Genomic DNA, 15,702 nt, shown 5'->3' with positions numbered 1-15,702 from the left:
CCAGTAATGTCGTCAGCGTGAACGACTTCCAGCTGACCGAAACGCCTCTGCTTTCCCGCTCGAGTGTCGGCCGCGCCGAGGAACTACGGTCCGACGCAGCCGCACTGACCGCGGGGTGGAGTGACGCGTCGCTCTTGCGAGTCAACTCGCGCGGTCAGGTGAAGGTGTCCGGCGGGCAGTTGGTGTTCGGCGAGGCCACCGACCTGGGTGCGGAACCTGTCCGCGGCGCAGTGTTTCTCGGAATTCGTGACAACAAGCATGTATGGGCTGTGCGCGTGTCACTCCTTGCCGGAGAACTGTCGGATCTGCGGATGTTGGGCGGAACGCTCGACGACGCGGACGCAGGTCTTCTGACGGGCGCGATCGCCATTCTCAACTGGCACGACAGTGCCGGATTCAGCTCGATCGACGGGGCTCCGAGTGAGCCGACGATGTCCGGGTGGTCACGCATTTCGACGACCACCGGCCACGAAGAGTTCCCGCGCACCGACCCGGCAGTGATCTGCCTGGTGCACGACGGCGCAGATCGAGTACTGCTGGCTCGCCAGCCGACGTGGCCGCCGCGACGATTCTCGATCCTGGCCGGCTTCGTCGAAGCGGGGGAGTCACTCGAGACGTGTGTGGTGCGCGAGATCAAGGAAGAAGTGGGCGTCGACGTCCACAGCGTCCGGTATCTGGGCAGTCAGCCGTGGCCGTTCCCGCGTTCGGTGATGCTGGGATTCACGGCGATCGGCGACCCCGCCGATCCGCTGGTGTTCGCGGACGGCGAGATCGCCGAGGGAGCGTGGTTCACCAAGGAAGAGGTGCGATCTGCTCTCGAACTGGGGGACTGGGCGTCCGACGCCGACGCGCCGTTGCTCCTACCCGGTTCCATCTCGATTGCGCGAGGAATGCTCGAGAGCTGGGTCAAATAGAGCCCTACAGTCCGAGGGCTTGCTTCACCTGATTGAGCGACGGGTTGGTCGCGACACTTCCGTCGGCGTACTTCACCGTCGGGACGATGTGATTGCCGTCGTTGACGCTGCCGACAAATTCGGCTGCCGACGGATCGTTCTCGATGTCGATTTCGGTGTACTCGATGCCCGACGCGTTGAGCTGGGTCTTGAGGCGGCGGCAGTAGCCGCACCACGTGGTCGAGTAGATGGTGAGGGCAGGAGCTTTTTCGGAAGTAGTCACGGCGCATATAACACCACGAGTTCGGTTGTTGTTCCGTAACCGGCCGTGTTCGCTTGCCCACATACGCTCGGGCACGCGGCGGCGCTGTCGGTACGTCCTGCCATGATGGTGCTCATGCCTGCGGACACCGGACTGGACCCGGAACAATCAGCCGCCGTGCTCGCTCCACGCGGCCCGGTATGTGTACTCGCGGGTGCCGGAACAGGCAAGACACGCACGATTACCCGGCGAATCGCCCACCTGGTTGCCGACGGTCATGTGCAGGCCGGGCAGGTCCTGGCGGTCACGTTCACCGCGCGCGCAGCCGGTGAAATGCGCGGCCGACTGCGGGAGTTGGGTGTTGGTGGCAGCGGCCCCCAGGTACAGGCGCGCACGTTCCACGCTGCTGCGCTGCGGCAACTCAAGTACTTCTGGCCGCAGGTGATCGGCGATACCGAATGGCGTCTGCTGGATCGAAAATTCGCTGTTGTCAGCAGTGCCGCAGCCCGGGTGGGTTTGCCGACCAGCACCGAAAGCGTGCGCGACCTCGCGAGTGAGATCGAGTGGTCCAAGGCGTCGCTGATCGCGCCGGAGGATTACCCGCGCACCATTGCCAAGTTCCGCCGGGAGGCACCGGCCGATCCGGCAAAGGTGGCGCAGGTTTACGCGGCGTACGAGGAATTGAAGGCGCGCGGCCAGGACGGCATGCTGCTCGATTTCGACGATCTTCTCCTGCACACCGCTGCGGCACTCGAGGAGCACTCGTCCGTGGCCGACGAGTTCCGTGAGCGCTACCGCTGTTTTGTCGTGGACGAATATCAGGACGTCACGCCGCTGCAGCAGCGGGTTCTCGACGCGTGGCTCGGCGACCGCGACGATCTCACGGTTGTCGGCGACGCCAACCAGACCATCTACTCGTTCACCGGAGCTACACCGAATTACCTGCTCGACTTCTCGCGGAAGTTTCCCGAGGCAACAGTGGTCCGGCTCGAACGTGACTATCGCTCCACACCCGAGGTCGTCTCGCTGGCCAACCGGGTCATCGGCGCTGCCACCGGGCGAATCGCCGGTACCCGATTGCAACTCATCGGACAGCGCGCGCCGGGTCCCGAGCCCGAGTTCGCGGAGTTCAACGACGAACCGTCCGAGGCACTCGCGATAGCCCGGTCGGTGAAACGTCTGATCGCCGCAGGCACACCGGCGGCGGAGATCGCGATCCTGTACCGGATCAACGCGCAGTCCGAAGTGCACGAGCAGGCACTCACCAAGCTCGGCATCCCGTTCCAGGTGCGCGGCGGCGAGGGATTCTTCACTCGTACCGAGGTTCGTCAGGCGGTGACGGCGCTGCGGCAGGCCGGCGGTCGTGACGACCTTCCTGAGGGGGCAGACAGCGGCTCAGGACTTCTCTCGCTGGTCCGGGCGGTACTGGCACCACTCGGACTGACCAACGAGGAACCAGCCGGTACGCAGGCGCGCGAGCGCTGGGCGTCACTGACCGCGCTCGTTGCGCTCACCGAGGAGCAGTTGGTGCACGATCCCGAACTGACGCTTCCCGGTCTCTTGCAGGAGTTGACGGCGCGGGCCGAAGCGCGGCACCCACCGACGGTCCAGGGCGTCACGTTGGCGTCGTTGCATGCCGCCAAGGGCCTCGAATGGGACGCCGTTTTCCTCGTGGGTCTCAACGACGGCACCCTCCCCATCCAGCACGTGCTCGGCGATTCCAACTCCGCCCCCGATGAGGCAGCGGTCGAAGAAGAGCGTCGACTCCTCTATGTCGGTGTCACGCGCGCCCGTGAGCATTTGCACTTGTCCTGGGCATTGGCGCGCAACGAGGGCGGCCGGAAATCCCGACGCCGCTCACGGTTCCTGAACGGGTTGATCCCCGAGGACTCGCCGGCCTCACGAATTGCCGCGCCCGCGCAGTCTGGCAAGAAGCGTCAGCGTTGCCGTGTCTGCGGAAAACCGCTCATGGGAACGTCGGCCACGATGCTCGGTCGATGCGAGAATTGTCCGTCCAACATCGACGTCGAATTGCTCGAGAACCTGCGTGCGTGGCGTCTCGACAAGTCACGCGAGAAAAAGGTGCCTGCCTACGTCGTGTTCAGCGACAACACGCTGACTGCGATTGCCGAGCAACGACCACAGGACGCTCGGGGCCTGGTTGCCATTAACGGAATCGGACCGAAGAAACTCGAAGACTACGGCGAAGACGTCCTCATTATTTGCAAAACTGCAGGTCAAAAATAGGTTGTGCAGTTTCCGAGAATTCTCTAGTCTGGTTTCCAGTGCTACGGGGAGACTCGTGCGCTGAAAATTATCCGGACCGATCAGAAATGGAGGTGGCAAAAATGACGAACATGATTTCGTACCCCGTGCGTGAACAGTTCGCTGTTGCCGCCGCCCAGCTGCACCCAGCAGCAATCAGGTCCGTGTCTCTAAGCCATCGAGAAAATCCTCGATAGGACACATCCGTTCACTCACGGCCACGGACCCCGCATTACGCGGACCGTGGCCTTTGTGTTGGATCCCGTGCTTTCCGGTTTCCCGCTCGGTTGTGGTTCGCACCCATCGAACCCATTTTTTGCGACACGCCTGTCGCATCCAAGCTAGGAGAGACGAGTTGTCTACCCAGACATGTCGAGCCGTCACATTCATCGAGATCGCTTCCACCCGCCACGACCTGCCGTGCCGCGTATCCGATCCCGATCTGTGGTTCGCGGAGTCCCCGGCAGAACTCGAAAAAGCCAAGGCGCTCTGCGCGCAGTGCCCCATCCGCTCCCTCTGCCTGGGTGCAGCTCTCGACCGCGAAGAGCCGTGGGGAGTGTGGGGCGGAGAAATCCTCGACCACGGTGCCGTCATAGCAACCAAGAGGCCGAGGGGCAGACCACGTAAGCAACTCGTGTGCGCCTGAGGAGCTGGTTACACCTGTTACACCTGTGGCTCCGCAAATCCCGGCAGCCACCGGGTCAGGATCTCCATGTACGGGGCGTACGCGTCCAACTGGGCACAGATGCCCACCGAGCCGAGGAGGACTCGGAAGATCATCAGGTACTCGGGCGGCAAGTTGAGTGCCCGGGCCGTCCGGAACTGCGCGCTGTTGAAATCGGTCGCAGTTCCGGCGGCTCGTTGAAGCCAGGTTCGAGTGAAGTGAAACGACTCGGTCTGAATCGGATCGGTGAACGGACGTAGGTAGTCGGCGATTTCCTGTTCGGTGACGGTGCGGCCCGGAATGACAAAACCGTTGGCGCGCAACAGTTCTGTCAGTTCGTCGAATCGTTCGTCGACCGCCAGTCTGACCATTGTTCCCAAGACGGTGGGTAGCCCGCCCGGGAACGGGGCCGCCGCACCGAAATCGATGACACCCAACCGGCCGTCGTCGAGCAACATGAAATTCCCGGGGTGCGGATCGCAATGCAGCAGGCCGACGCGCGCCGGTGACGCGAAGTGGAACTCGGCGAGCAGCGCACCGGCTGCATTGCGCTGGTTCGGCGTTCCGCTCTCGATGATCCTGGTCAGCGGTGTTGCCGTCATCCATTCGGTGACAACAACTTTCGGTGCGCTGGCAACGACGCGCGGGATGAGGAACTGTGCATCGCCGTCGAATTCCGCGGCGAATGCTCGCTGATTGTCAGCTTCGATCCGGTAGTCGAGTTCTTCCTCGGTGCGCGCGGTGAACTCCTCGATGACCGGACGCACGTCGACGCCGGGCATCACCGATCCGAACAGGCCGGCAAATCGGGCGAGGGTCTTGAGATCGGCGCGCAGGGCTTCGTCGGCGCCGGGGTACTGCACCTTGACGGCTACGTCGCGTCCGTCGGACCACACGGCCCGATGGACCTGCCCGAGGCTGGCCGACGCGGTGGGGGTGTCGTCGAAGGACTGGAATCGATCGCGCCACTTGGTTCCCAGCTGCTGATCCAGCATCTTGTGGACCTGCTTGACGGGCAACGGCGGCGCGGCGGCCTGGAGCTTGTTCAGGGACTCGCGATACGGCTCCGCGAATTCCTCCGGAATGGCCGCTTCCATGACGCTGAGCGCCTGGCCCAGCTTCATGGCGCCGCCCTTGAGTTCACCCAAAACCGAGAACAACTGCTCCGCGGCCCTGGCGCTGAGCTGGGCGTCGATCTGGTCCTTGTCACCACCGGCGAGCTTGCGTCCGAAGCCCATTGCGGCCCGCCCGGCCATCCCAATCGGAATGCTTGCGAGTTTGGCAGTACGGGCAGAGCTTTTGCGCGGGATGTCGGACACCCCACCATCATGTCTGACGGATGCCACCGGCGCCCGTCACGGGTGCGAGGTAATGGCAACTGCACGACGTTTGTCGAGGCCAGCGACGTGTCGTGATGCGATATGGGACAAGATCGATCTCGAGGGTAGAGAACAAGCTGACCGGCGCCGTCGCTTCGGACGCACTGATCGCGGACTCGATCTCGGACAGAGCAAGCGCGGTGGTCGCATGAATCATCGCGGGATCGGCGTAACCGGCGCTACCGAGCAACTGCGCCGCCAGGTGCAGCCAGTCCGGATCATGGGCCGCCCGGGTGATGTCGGCGCATCGTAGACAACTCGAGTGCCCGGGCAGCACCAATGGCCCGACAACGCCGCAGCCGTCGCGCAGGTGAACGGCAAGGTGGGGTATGCCGTACCGGACGAGGTCGGCACATAGACGAGGATCGGTGACCACGTCATCGGTCAGGACAACAAGTGCATTCCGCCACCCGGCAACGACGTGGCTGCTTCGGTAGCCGTGTGAGCGATGGACGGAAGAGCTGCCGTGACGCAGAGCCTGGGCTATGGAGTCGGACAGCGGTCCTTGCCCGTGGACGCGAATCGATCCTGTGTCGGCGCGCTCGCCCCGACTTGCCCGGAGGTATCCGCCTGCGGTGAGTTCGGCGAGCAGTTCGGTCATCACTGCGGCGCTGATACCGCGCCCCGTCGCAGTCCACATGATGGTCGCGATACTCGTGTGTCCGTCCATCAAGCGGAGTAGGGCTTGCAGGTCCCTGCCGTCGATTCCGTCAGGGGGAGTCAGGATCACAGCTTTCCCCGGGCGCCATCCGAGTTGAAGCCGGCCGTCCGGGCGCAGAAGAACAACGATCCGTGGATCCCATTCGGGACCCACGGATCGTGTGGTGTTCGGTGTGCTCATTCACCGATAGTGACAGTGAGCTGAGCTCTCCGGATTGCGAAAATCGTAGTTATCCACAGGCTTTCGAAGCGCTGACCTTGCACTTCAGCGTGGATCGCAACTTTTCGGTTTACTTGTCGTCCTGGCCGTCGTCAGCCGGCTTGTCCGATTTCGGCTTGTCCGTTTTTGTCTTGTCCATGGCTTCTTCAGCGGCCCGTTCCTTGGCCAGCAGAGCCTCGAGCTGAGCCATCGGATCGTCGAAATTGCCGGACTCGCCACCACCGGTGACACGTTCGATGAACGAGGTCGGGGCATCGAGGTCGCTGGAATCAGGCAGCAGATCCGGGTGCGACCAGATACCGTCGCGGGCTTCCATTCCGGCTTCGGCAGTCAAGCGCTGCCACAGAGTTGCGGCTTCGCGGACCTTGCGCGGACGCAGTTCGAGTCCGACGAGTGTTGCGAACGTCTGCTCTGCCGGTCCGCCGGTGGCGCGTCGACGGCGAAGCGTCTCGCTCATCGCGGCAACACCGGGCAGGCGTTCACCGAGTCCGGCGGTGACTACCGTCTCCACCCAGCCCTCGACCAGAGCCAACAGCGTTTCGAGGCGCTCGAGAGCGGCCTTCTGCTCCGGAGTGGTCTGCGGTTCGAAGGTGCCCTGTTGCATCAGGGCTTCCAACTTGGCGGGATCGGCCAGAGCCGACGGGTCGAGATCCTTGGCGAACTCTTCCATCGCCGAGAAGTCCATGGTGATCCCGCGGGCATATTCCTCGACGGTGGAGAGCACTCGCTGGCGCAACCACGGCACATGGCTGTACAGGCGATGGTGAGCAGCCTCACGTGCGGCGAGGAACACCAGGATTTCCTGATTGGGCTGTTCGAGCCCGTCACTGAACGACTGAACGGCCGCGGGAAGAAGAGCGGCGGTCCCTGCCGGGCCAAGGGGGAGGCCGATATCAGTGGAGGACAACACTTCCTTGGACAACTGGCCGAGAGCTTGGCCGAGCTGTGAACCGAATGCGAGTCCGCCCATCTGCGTGAGCATTCCCATCATCGGGCCGGCCATCTGAGCGGCCTCGGGCGGCAGGCCCTGAGCCCACATCCCCGACACCTTCTCGGCGACCGGATCGCACAGGCGCTTCCAGGTGTCGATGGTGTTGTCGAGCCAGTCGTTAGCCGTCCACGCAACGGTCTTGGTGGCGCCGGCGGGCAGCGTCGTTGCAGCGTCCAGCCACAGTTCCGCAAGGTGGGCCGCGTCGGCGATGGCCTTGACGTTGCCCTCGGTGATCGGTGTGACAGAACCGATCTGCTGGCGCGCGAGTTTCTTCGCGACGTCGTAATTGACAGGACCCGATCCGCCGGAACCCATCGACGAACCCATGCCACTGAGCATCTGGCCGAATTGCGTCAGCATCTGCCCGAGTTGTGCGGGGTCGAAACCTTCACCGCCCGCACCGAATCCGAACGGCATGTCACCACCCCCGAAGGGATTGCCACCGGCCGCGTTCTTGTCACGGTCGGGATCGTCGTCGGAGTTGGAGAAGCCGAACGGCATGTTGCTCATACCTCAACGGTACAAGGGTTGGAGGCCTCGAGTAATGCGCGCTGTCACGCTGATGGCGAACAGCGGAGGCAATGGCTCTACCCTGGACAAGGTGAATCGACGGATCGTGACTCTCCTGGCCGCCCTAGCTCCCATCGTCGTCTTGGGCATCGTCGGATCGCTCGTCACCGTTCCGTACGTCGCGCTCGGGCCGGGACCGACGTTCAACACGCTGGGCACAGTCGACACCACCGTCGACGGCAAGCAGGTCACGAAATCCGTGGTCGACATCGAGGGCACCGAACTCGATCCGACAACCGGCAACCTCAATATGACCACCGTCTCCGTTCGTGACGGACTCAATCTCTTCGAGGCTTTTGGTCTCTGGGCCAGCGGCGAGCACGGATTGGTTCCCCGTGCCGAGGTGTATCCGCCGAGTAAGTCGAAGGAAGAAATTCAGCAGGCCAACACGGCTGACTTCCAGCAGTCCGAGAACAGCGCGGAACTCGCGGCACTCAACTTCCTGGGCAAGCCAGTCGCGTTGACCGTCACGAAGGTCACTCCCGACGGTCCCGCCAGTGGTGCATTGGTCGAAGGTGACACGCTGGTGAAGATCGGTGATACCCCCGTCGACACCGTCGGTGCGGTGCAAGAAACCGTTGCGGCGATAGCGCCGGGCACGCAGGTGCCGGTCACCGTGATTCGCGGCGGTGCCGAAACGACAGTGCCCGTGACTGTCGGAGCCCGGCCGAACCAACCCGAACTCGGATACCTCGGCATCACGCCGGAAGAGGTTCCCGACGTTCCGTTCGACGTGACGTTCAACCTTGCCGACATCGGTGGACCGTCAGCCGGCCTGATGTTCACCCTCGCGCTGTTGGACAAGCTGACGCCAGGTGAACTCAACGGAGGTCAGTTCGTCGCGGGAACCGGGACCATCGATTCGGACGGCACCGTGGGGCCCATCGGAGGAATCCGCTTCAAGCTCATCGCAGCCGCGGACGCCGGTGCTTCGACGTTCCTCGTCCCTGCGCAGAACTGCGACGAGGCAAAACAGAACGCGCCGGACGGGCTTCGACTGGTGAAGGTCGACAACCTGTCCGGCGCGGTTGACGCACTCGACAGCCTCAACTCGGGCGGCGAAGCACCCAGCTGCTAATCCTCTGCTAGTCGTCTTCGACTTCGTCCAGCGTCGCGTACAACGCATGAACGATGTGAGGAGCCAAACCGTCGTACGTCAGAAGCGCCGGCTCGGCGTAGGGATCTGCGTCCTCGTCCGGGCGCATCTGCAACAGCGACAGGGACGGGCCGTCGCGGAGGACGCCGACAAACAGGCGTGCCGCTCGTCGGTCCGGGTGCGCGTCGGCCGTCAGTCGGGCAATTTCGTCAGCCGCGTGTTCGTCGGTCAAGACCGGCTCGACGGCATGGTCGAGATCCGATTCCGCGGCGGGCGGCAGAACCACGATTTCCTGCACGAGGATGCAACCCTCGACGGAGTCGGGCCAATTGGTCGTGGCCAGGAACTCGTCGAGTGCGCGTGATCCGCCGATGATGTCGTCGGGGAGTGGCTCCTGTTCGATCGGGGTGTATTCGGCCCCGTCCTCGAGTTGGTCGAGCAGGCCCGGTTCGGCTGCGGCAAGCAGTTCGGTGGGTACCAGGGCATACAACTTGGGTGGCTGATCCCAGCCTTCGGCGTCGATGTGGTCGACAACTTCATGAACGCACCGGGCTAGCGCCTTCGGTGACCTGTTCGGATTTTCTTCACTCACCCGTTCATCCTTGCACCTCGTGTTGTCACGCCGTGACTGTTGTTACGTAGAGTGGTCCGAAACGGCCAAGTCCACTCGGGCATGGCTGCACTGATCGATGCACTCGGTTGCGGCGCCTCGGCGTCGCCGAATCTTGGAGCGTGGCACGTGGGCATGCGGCCCCCCGCAGGTTTACCCTCTCTGTCCAGACGCAGTCGAATCCTGTTGGGGGTAGCCGTAATTGTTGCGGTACTCCTGCTGATCGGTCCGCGACTGATCGGCATGTACACCGATTGGTTGTGGTTCGGCGAAGTCAATTTCCGAGGTGTTTTCACCAAGGTTCTCCTGACCCGCGCGCTGCTCTTCCTCGTCGTGGGTGTTGTGGTCGGTGCCATCGTGTGGTTGGCGATGATGCTCGCGTACCGCTCGCGTCCCGTTTTTGTTCCGGTGTCCGGTCCGAATGATCCGATCGCGCGCTACCGCACCACCGTCATGTCGCGTCTGCGTCTGTTCGGTGTGATCATCCCGATCGCAATCGGACTGCTGTCCGGGTTGATCGCGCAGGCCAACTGGGTCACGGTCCAGTTGTTCTTCAACGGTGGTTCGTTCGGGATCTCCGATCCGCAGTTCAACCTCGACGTCGGTTTCTACACGTTCGATCTGCCGTTCTACCGCTTCGTGCTGAACTGGCTGTTTGTCGCGGTTCTCCTGGCGTTCGTAGCGAACCTTCTCACGCACTACATCTTCGGCGGCATCAAACTCGCCGGTCGCGCGGGAACGTTCACCACGGCTGCTCGCATCCAATTGGCAGTCTTGGCAGGAACTTTCGTCCTGCTCAAGGCAGTTGCGTACTGGTTCGACCGGTACTCGCTGCTCTCGAGCGATCGTAAGGAGCCAACGTTCACAGGCCCCGGTTACACCGACATCAACGCGGTGCTGCCGGCCAAGCTGATCCTGCTGTCCATCGCAGTGATCTGTGCGCTGGCGTTTTTCGCGGCCATCTTCACGCGGGATCTCCGCATTCCGGCGATGGCTGTCGCTCTGCTCGTGCTGTCGTCGGTTCTGGTCGGTGCCGTGTGGCCGATGATCGTCGAACAGTTCTCGGTCAAGCCGAACGCCGCAGACAAGGAAAGCGCATACATCGAGCGGAACATCGCCGCCACCAGGCAGGCGTACGGCATCACCGACGACAAGGTGACCTATCAGCCGTATTCGGGTGACGGCACCGCAATTCCGCGCGACGTTCCGGCGGACGTCACGACCATTGCGAACGCACGCTTGCTGGATCCCAACATTCTTTCGCCCACGTTCACACAGCAGCAGCAGCGTCAGAACTTCTACGGATTCCCGCCGTCGCTCGACATCGACCGCTACGAGGTCGCGGGCGAAATGCAGGACTACATCGTTGCGGCGCGTGAACTCTCGCCCAACAACCTGCAGGGCAACCAGACGGACTGGATCAACAAGCACACCGTCTACACACACGGCGACGGCTTGGTGGCAGCGCCGGCCAACAGGATCACCGCTCCAGTCCTCGATCCGACCAAGGAAGCAGCCAACAACAACGCGGGTTACCCGATCTACACGGTAAGCGACATCGCGTCGTTGGCCGCAGGAACGCAGGTCATTCCGGTCGATCAGCCACGCGTTTACTACGGCGAGGTCATCGCTCAGGGCACCGCGGACTATGCGATCGTCGGTGGGGCGAGCGGCTCCGAACCGCGTGAGTACGACACCGAGCAGACCAAGTACACGTACACCGGATCCGGTGGTGTCGATATCGGAAACTGGTTCAATCGGTTGGCGTTTGCCGCCAAGTACACCGAGCGCAACATCCTGTTCTCCGGTGCGGTCGGCTCCGATTCCAAGATCATCTACAACCGTGACCCGCGCGATCGCGTCGGCCAGGTTGCTCCGTGGCTGACAATGGACGGCGACGCCTACCCGGCTGCTGTCGACGGCAAGATCGTCTGGATCGTCGACGCGTACACAACGCTCGAGAACTACCCGTACGCGCAGCGCAGTTCGCTCGAGGGCCTGGTGGCCGACAGTGTCGACGCCACCACTGGCCGACTCCTCCCGAAGAAGGAGGTGTCGTACATCCGTAACTCGGTGAAGGCCACCGTCGACGCTTACGACGGCACGGTCACGCTGTACCAGGTCGATGACAACGATCCCGTCCTCAATGCGTGGAAGGGTGTGTTCCCGAACACCGTCCAGCCGCAGAGCGCGATTTCCGACGACCTGCGTGCGCACTTCCGGTACCCGGAGGATCTGTTCAAGGTCCAGCGCGAGATGTTGGCGAAGTACCACGTCGACAACCCGACCGAGTTCTTCACCAACAACGCGTTCTGGTCGGTACCCAACGAGCCGACGGTCGAAGGTTCCAACCAGAACGAGCCGCCGTTCTACGTGATGGTCGGCGATCAGGAGACCGGTGAGCCGGCGTTCCGCCTCATCAGCCCGATGGTCGGCTTCCGTCGTGAGTTCCTCTCGGCCCACATTTCGGTGGATTCGGATCCGAAGAACTACGGCAAGATCACCGTCCTGCAGTTGCCGACAGACAAACAGACGCAGGGTCCGTCGCAGTCTCAGAACTCGATGATCTCGGATCCGCGAGTGGGTTCGGAGAAATCGATCCTCGAGAGAACCAACACCATTCGATACGGCAACCAGTTGGCGTTGCCGATCGCAAAGGGCGGCATTCTCTACGTCGAGCCGATGTATACCGAACGCAGTAACGCCAGTACGTCGTTCCCGCAGCTCTCTCGCGTCCTGGCCAGTTACCAGGAACCGGGTGTGTCCGGTCGTGTTCGGGTCGGCTACGCGTCGACACTGGCCGAGGCTCTCGGTCAGATCTTCGACAACGGCGGTGCTGCCGGTGTGGCAACGGCTCCGGGTGGAACGGCGGAGACCGCCCCGACTCCGGATACGAGCACGGAAACCAATCCGACGCCCGGCGCCCCGGCCCCGGCTCCGACCGACACCGCGGCGGTTGTCGCGGAACTCGATGCAGCGCTGGTAAATCTGCGAGCTACCCAGCAGAGCGGCGACTTCGCTGCATACGGTGCGGCGTTGGATCGTCTGCAGAAGGCAGTTGACGCCTACCAGGCGCTGCCGAAGTAAGGGTTGTCGTAGCAGAACGCGAAGGCCCACCATCGAAATCGGATGGTGGGCCTTCGCGTTTGTGCTTGTGCGTTGTGGGTTGTGCTTGTACGCCGGTATCAGCGCAGTGCTGCGAGCACCTGCGGGTTGGTGTCGGCGAGCTGCTGGAACTGCGCGCCGAAACCGTACTGGTCGGCAAGTGCGCGAGCGGAGTCGTAGGCCTGCTGTGCGGCGGGCTTGACCTCGGCCGGGATCTGGAATGCGGCGATGGGTGCTTCGACGACGGCCGGTGCTTCTTCGACGACCGGTGCGGGCGCCGGAGCCTGCTCCTCGGATGCGACGGTCAGGTGCCTGCCGCAGCTGGGCCACGCGCCGGGGCCCTGGGACTGCAGGGTGTTCTCGGCAACGCGGATCTGCTCTTCCTTCGACGCGTTTGCGGGGGAGCCGGAGCCGCCGTTGGCGGTCCAGGTGCTCTGCGAGAACTGAAGTCCGCCGTAGTAGCCGTTGCCGGTGTTGATGTTCCAGTTTCCGCCGCTCTCGCACGCTGCGACGCCGTCCCAGTTGTGGGTGGCTGCGGATGCGGTGCCGGTGGAGATGGTGAGGGGTACTGCAACGAGGGCGCCGGCTACGGCCAATGTGCCTACTGCACGCTTGCTGATGCTGGTGTAAGACATGGGGTAAATCCTCTCCGCGCTCGCTGACAACGGCGGGCCTGCGGGTCGAGGTAATGCTTTCGTCCCGGGCGCTTCTCTCTCCGTGTCTCTGCCCCTCGAAGGTTTCGGGGGTTCCGATCCCGCGGGGCAGAGTCAGGCAGCGGCGGGTCGGCGTTCGCCCGGTTGATTCGGGCCGGGATCGACCGTACGGGAGTTGCTTTCAAGGTTCACTTCACAGTTTTACGAGCTGACTGTTCGGTATCGGTCCGGAAAATTCGGACAATCGCCAGGTCAGATCCCAGCGATGCGGATTCGAGGTGACTCCGTTACACGTCTGTTATGTGTTGATGGTCACGGGGAAATTGTGAAGCCGGTCACTGGAAATTATGGTTCAGGGCTCGGATGTGACTCTGGCGCAGGCGATTTGCATTCTGTTCACCGGCTCGTGTAGTTTTATCCATGCATCGCGGGGTGGAGCAGCTCGGTAGCTCGCTGGGCTCATAACCCAGAGGTCGCAGGTTCAAATCCTGTCCCCGCTACTAAAGAAAGAACCGCCGCACTGGAATCCAGTGTGGCGGTTCTTTTTTGTCGGTGTGTGTTGGTGTGTGTCGGTGTTCAGCAGCGCGTCGTACGGACGAGTAGTCCCGCGACGTGAGCGCTCGCCGCGGCGCGGGCAGCAACAGCGTCACCGGTCTCGATGGCCGAGACGATCCGGGCGTGCTCGGCCACGGCGAGCCGCCGGTTCAGATCCGAACCCCACATGTCCGTCCGAAACAGATGAGATTGACCATCCAGGCGGTGCAGAGCGTCACGGAGTGGGTCGTTGGCCGCTGTTTCCCGAATCAGATTGTGGAACTCGAGGTCCAACGCGGAATCGCGACGCCGATCCGGTGCGGTGTCCAACAATTCACGTTGTTCCTCGACCATCTTGTTCAGTTGGGAGACGATGTCGTGAGTGGCGCGGGTTGTAGCGCTGAAAGCCGCAAGGCCGTCCAGGACCTCGCGGACCTCGAACACCGCGCGCAGTGAGTCCGCATCGAGCGATTCGACCTTCGCACCGGCGTTGCGGGTGTGTACCGCGATGCCCTCGTAGATCAATTGCTGAACGGCCTCGCGAACCGGCGTTCTACTGACATTCAGCTTGGATGCGAGTGCGGGGACACTGAGCGGCGTGCCTGGGGCGAGTTCGCCGGAGAAGATGAGCTCTCGCAGAGTCTCGTGTACCGATTCGGTCAGCGGTGCACGTTCGGTTGTGGTCATGATTTCTTCTTCGTCATGGATTTCGTGGTCCCCTTGCACAGTGCTGACATTACCCGGCCGCGCGTACTCGTTCGGCTTCTCGCAAGTCCCCACCTGGGGCAATCCCACCTTTCAATCCTGCGACCTTGGCCGCGATGTTCTCGGCAATCGTGATCGGCGGATACTCGACCTCGCCGGGCTGCAATGTTCCCGGTAGCGCCTCGATGACGGCGTCGTAGTTTCCGTCGAAAAAGAATGCGGCAGAACGCCGTCTGATGATCCGACCGTCGACGATCGGCGGATCGACGCGGTGAATCGTGGACCGCCAGCGGTCGTTGGTCCAGCGAGCCATCGCGTCGCCGAGATTGATCAGCAGGGCGTTGTCCGCTGGTTGGGCGTCATGCCAGAGATTGTCGGCGCCCAGGATCTGAAGGCCGGGCACCTGATCTGCCCAGAGGATGGTCAGTATCCCGAAGTCGGTGTGAGCGCCCATACCGGTCATTTCGCCGGGCAGCGCGATCTCGCTTTCGGGGAGCGCGTAATTGTTCATTTTCAACGCATTGATCGAGTGGTCGAGCATGGAGTCGAAATATCCTTGCTCCAATCCCAGCGCATCGGTGAACGCGCGCATCAGGATTGCAGCCAAAGTCTGTGCGTGGGAGAAGTATTGCTCGACAGCAGGCCTGAATCCGGGTGCCGCATCCGGCCAGGTGTTGGCGGCGTAACTGGATTCGGGGAGGTCGAGGTCCGGGTAGTCGGCGGCCTCGGTTCCGACGACGACGGCTTCGTAGAAATCGTTCATCATATTCGCGGACGCGACACCCAGGCTCATGCTCAACGACTCCGACTTCGGCGGAGAGTATCCACGGTTCTCGGACGACGAGCGGGCGTACGTCTTCTTCACGTCCAGGGGCAGGGCGAAGAACTCGTCCAGCGCGCCGGCCAGTCCGTCGATCGATTCGCGTGGAATTCCATGTCCCACAATCTGAATGAAGCCGACTTCGCGGCAAGCCCGGTCCAGGTCGGTAGCGACGGCGGAGCGGGCAGCGTCGTGGCGCTCGTCCGGCGAGTTCGCGACGTATGGGCTGATGTCGATGGTGGGAATCTCGAAGCTCATGTCAGTAGGTCCTTGTT

Annotated in this window: 13 protein-coding genes and 1 tRNA gene; 6 read left to right on the top strand and 8 right to left on the bottom strand. The window is 62.8% G+C overall.

What is annotated here, in order from left to right:
- Window positions 1–17: 17 nt before the first annotated feature.
- Window positions 18–914, top strand: a complete 897-nt coding sequence (nudC, locus tag CJ178_RS09010; RefSeq protein WP_033231153.1) for an NAD(+) diphosphatase — start codon at window positions 18–20, stop codon at window positions 912–914.
- Window positions 915–918: 4 nt separating this feature from the next.
- Here nudC and CJ178_RS09005 read toward each other — a convergent pair whose 3' ends face one another.
- A complete protein-coding gene (locus tag CJ178_RS09005) occupies window positions 919–1,176 on the bottom strand; it encodes a mycoredoxin (protein WP_033231152.1) in 258 nt (85 codons plus the stop codon).
- A gap of 102 nt (window positions 1,177–1,278) precedes the next feature.
- Here CJ178_RS09005 and CJ178_RS09000 point away from each other — a divergent pair, with 102 nt between their 5' ends.
- Both CJ178_RS09000 and CJ178_RS08995 read left to right on the top strand, forming a co-directional pair.
- A complete protein-coding gene (locus CJ178_RS09000; protein ID WP_033231151.1) occupies window positions 1,279–3,402 on the top strand; it encodes an ATP-dependent DNA helicase UvrD2 in 2,124 nt (707 codons plus the stop codon).
- A 373-nt stretch (window positions 3,403–3,775) separates the two neighbouring features.
- A complete protein-coding gene (locus CJ178_RS08995; RefSeq protein ID WP_045070502.1) occupies window positions 3,776–4,066 on the top strand; it encodes a WhiB family transcriptional regulator in 291 nt (96 codons plus the stop codon).
- Window positions 4,067–4,083: 17 nt separating this feature from the next.
- Here CJ178_RS08995 and CJ178_RS08990 read toward each other — a convergent pair whose 3' ends face one another.
- The 3 genes from CJ178_RS08990 to CJ178_RS08980 all read right to left on the bottom strand — a co-directional run bounded on the left by CJ178_RS08990 (window position 4,084) and on the right by CJ178_RS08980 (window position 7,844).
- Entirely contained in the window at window positions 4,084–5,403 is a 1,320-nt protein-coding gene (locus CJ178_RS08990) for an ABC1 kinase family protein (protein ID WP_045070499.1), read from the bottom strand.
- A 7-nt stretch (window positions 5,404–5,410) separates the two neighbouring features.
- Window positions 5,411–6,304, bottom strand: coding sequence for a hypothetical protein (locus CJ178_RS08985; RefSeq protein WP_095886557.1), 894 nt, complete (start codon window positions 6,302–6,304; stop codon window positions 5,411–5,413).
- Window positions 6,305–6,413: 109 nt separating this feature from the next.
- Window positions 6,414–7,844, bottom strand: coding sequence for a zinc-dependent metalloprotease (locus CJ178_RS08980; protein ID WP_033231148.1), 1,431 nt, complete (start codon window positions 7,842–7,844; stop codon window positions 6,414–6,416).
- A gap of 91 nt (window positions 7,845–7,935) precedes the next feature.
- Here CJ178_RS08980 and CJ178_RS08975 point away from each other — a divergent pair, with 91 nt between their 5' ends.
- Window positions 7,936–8,982, top strand: coding sequence for a YlbL family protein (locus CJ178_RS08975; RefSeq protein ID WP_179300731.1), 1,047 nt, complete (start codon window positions 7,936–7,938; stop codon window positions 8,980–8,982).
- A 7-nt stretch (window positions 8,983–8,989) separates the two neighbouring features.
- Here CJ178_RS08975 and CJ178_RS08970 read toward each other — a convergent pair whose 3' ends face one another.
- The gene (locus CJ178_RS08970; RefSeq protein ID WP_033231147.1) at window positions 8,990–9,592 is read right to left on the bottom strand and encodes a PPA1309 family protein; all 603 of its coding nucleotides are present in this window, start codon (window positions 9,590–9,592) and stop codon (window positions 8,990–8,992) included.
- A gap of 147 nt (window positions 9,593–9,739) precedes the next feature.
- Here CJ178_RS08970 and CJ178_RS08965 point away from each other — a divergent pair, with 147 nt between their 5' ends.
- Window positions 9,740–12,697 carry a UPF0182 family protein gene (locus CJ178_RS08965; protein WP_033231490.1) on the top strand — a complete coding sequence of 986 codons (2,958 nt, stop codon included), beginning with the start codon at window positions 9,740–9,742 and terminating at the stop codon, window positions 12,695–12,697.
- Between the two features lie 98 nt (window positions 12,698–12,795).
- Here the strand turns inward: CJ178_RS08965 and CJ178_RS08960 are convergent, their stop codons facing one another.
- On the bottom strand, window positions 12,796–13,350 hold the full coding sequence (locus CJ178_RS08960; protein WP_095886556.1) for a transglycosylase family protein: 555 nt from the start codon (window positions 13,348–13,350) through the stop codon (window positions 12,796–12,798).
- Between the two features lie 444 nt (window positions 13,351–13,794).
- Between CJ178_RS08960 and CJ178_RS08955 the strand changes: the two genes are divergently transcribed.
- A tRNA-Met gene (locus CJ178_RS08955) sits at window positions 13,795–13,868 on the top strand.
- 76 nt (window positions 13,869–13,944) lie between these two features.
- Here the strand turns inward: CJ178_RS08955 and CJ178_RS08950 are convergent.
- Together CJ178_RS08950 and CJ178_RS08945 are read right to left on the bottom strand one after the other, a co-directional pair.
- Window positions 13,945–14,589: a GntR family transcriptional regulator gene (locus CJ178_RS08950; RefSeq protein ID WP_045071140.1), complete on the bottom strand. Its 645-nt coding sequence runs from the start codon at window positions 14,587–14,589 to the stop codon at window positions 13,945–13,947.
- 49 nt (window positions 14,590–14,638) lie between these two features.
- Complete coding sequence (locus tag CJ178_RS08945; RefSeq protein WP_095886555.1) at window positions 14,639–15,685, bottom strand: isopenicillin N synthase family dioxygenase; 1,047 nt, start codon at window positions 15,683–15,685, stop codon at window positions 14,639–14,641.
- Between the last annotated feature and the right edge of the window lie 17 nt (window positions 15,686–15,702).

The sequence above is a fragment of the Rhodococcus sp. ACPA4 genome, assembly GCF_002300185.1.
Taxonomy (GTDB): Bacteria; Actinomycetota; Actinomycetes; order Mycobacteriales; family Mycobacteriaceae; genus Rhodococcus_F; species Rhodococcus_F globerula.
Note: the sequence above shows the minus strand (reverse complement) of the source record. Positions and strands in the feature narration are given on the sequence as shown.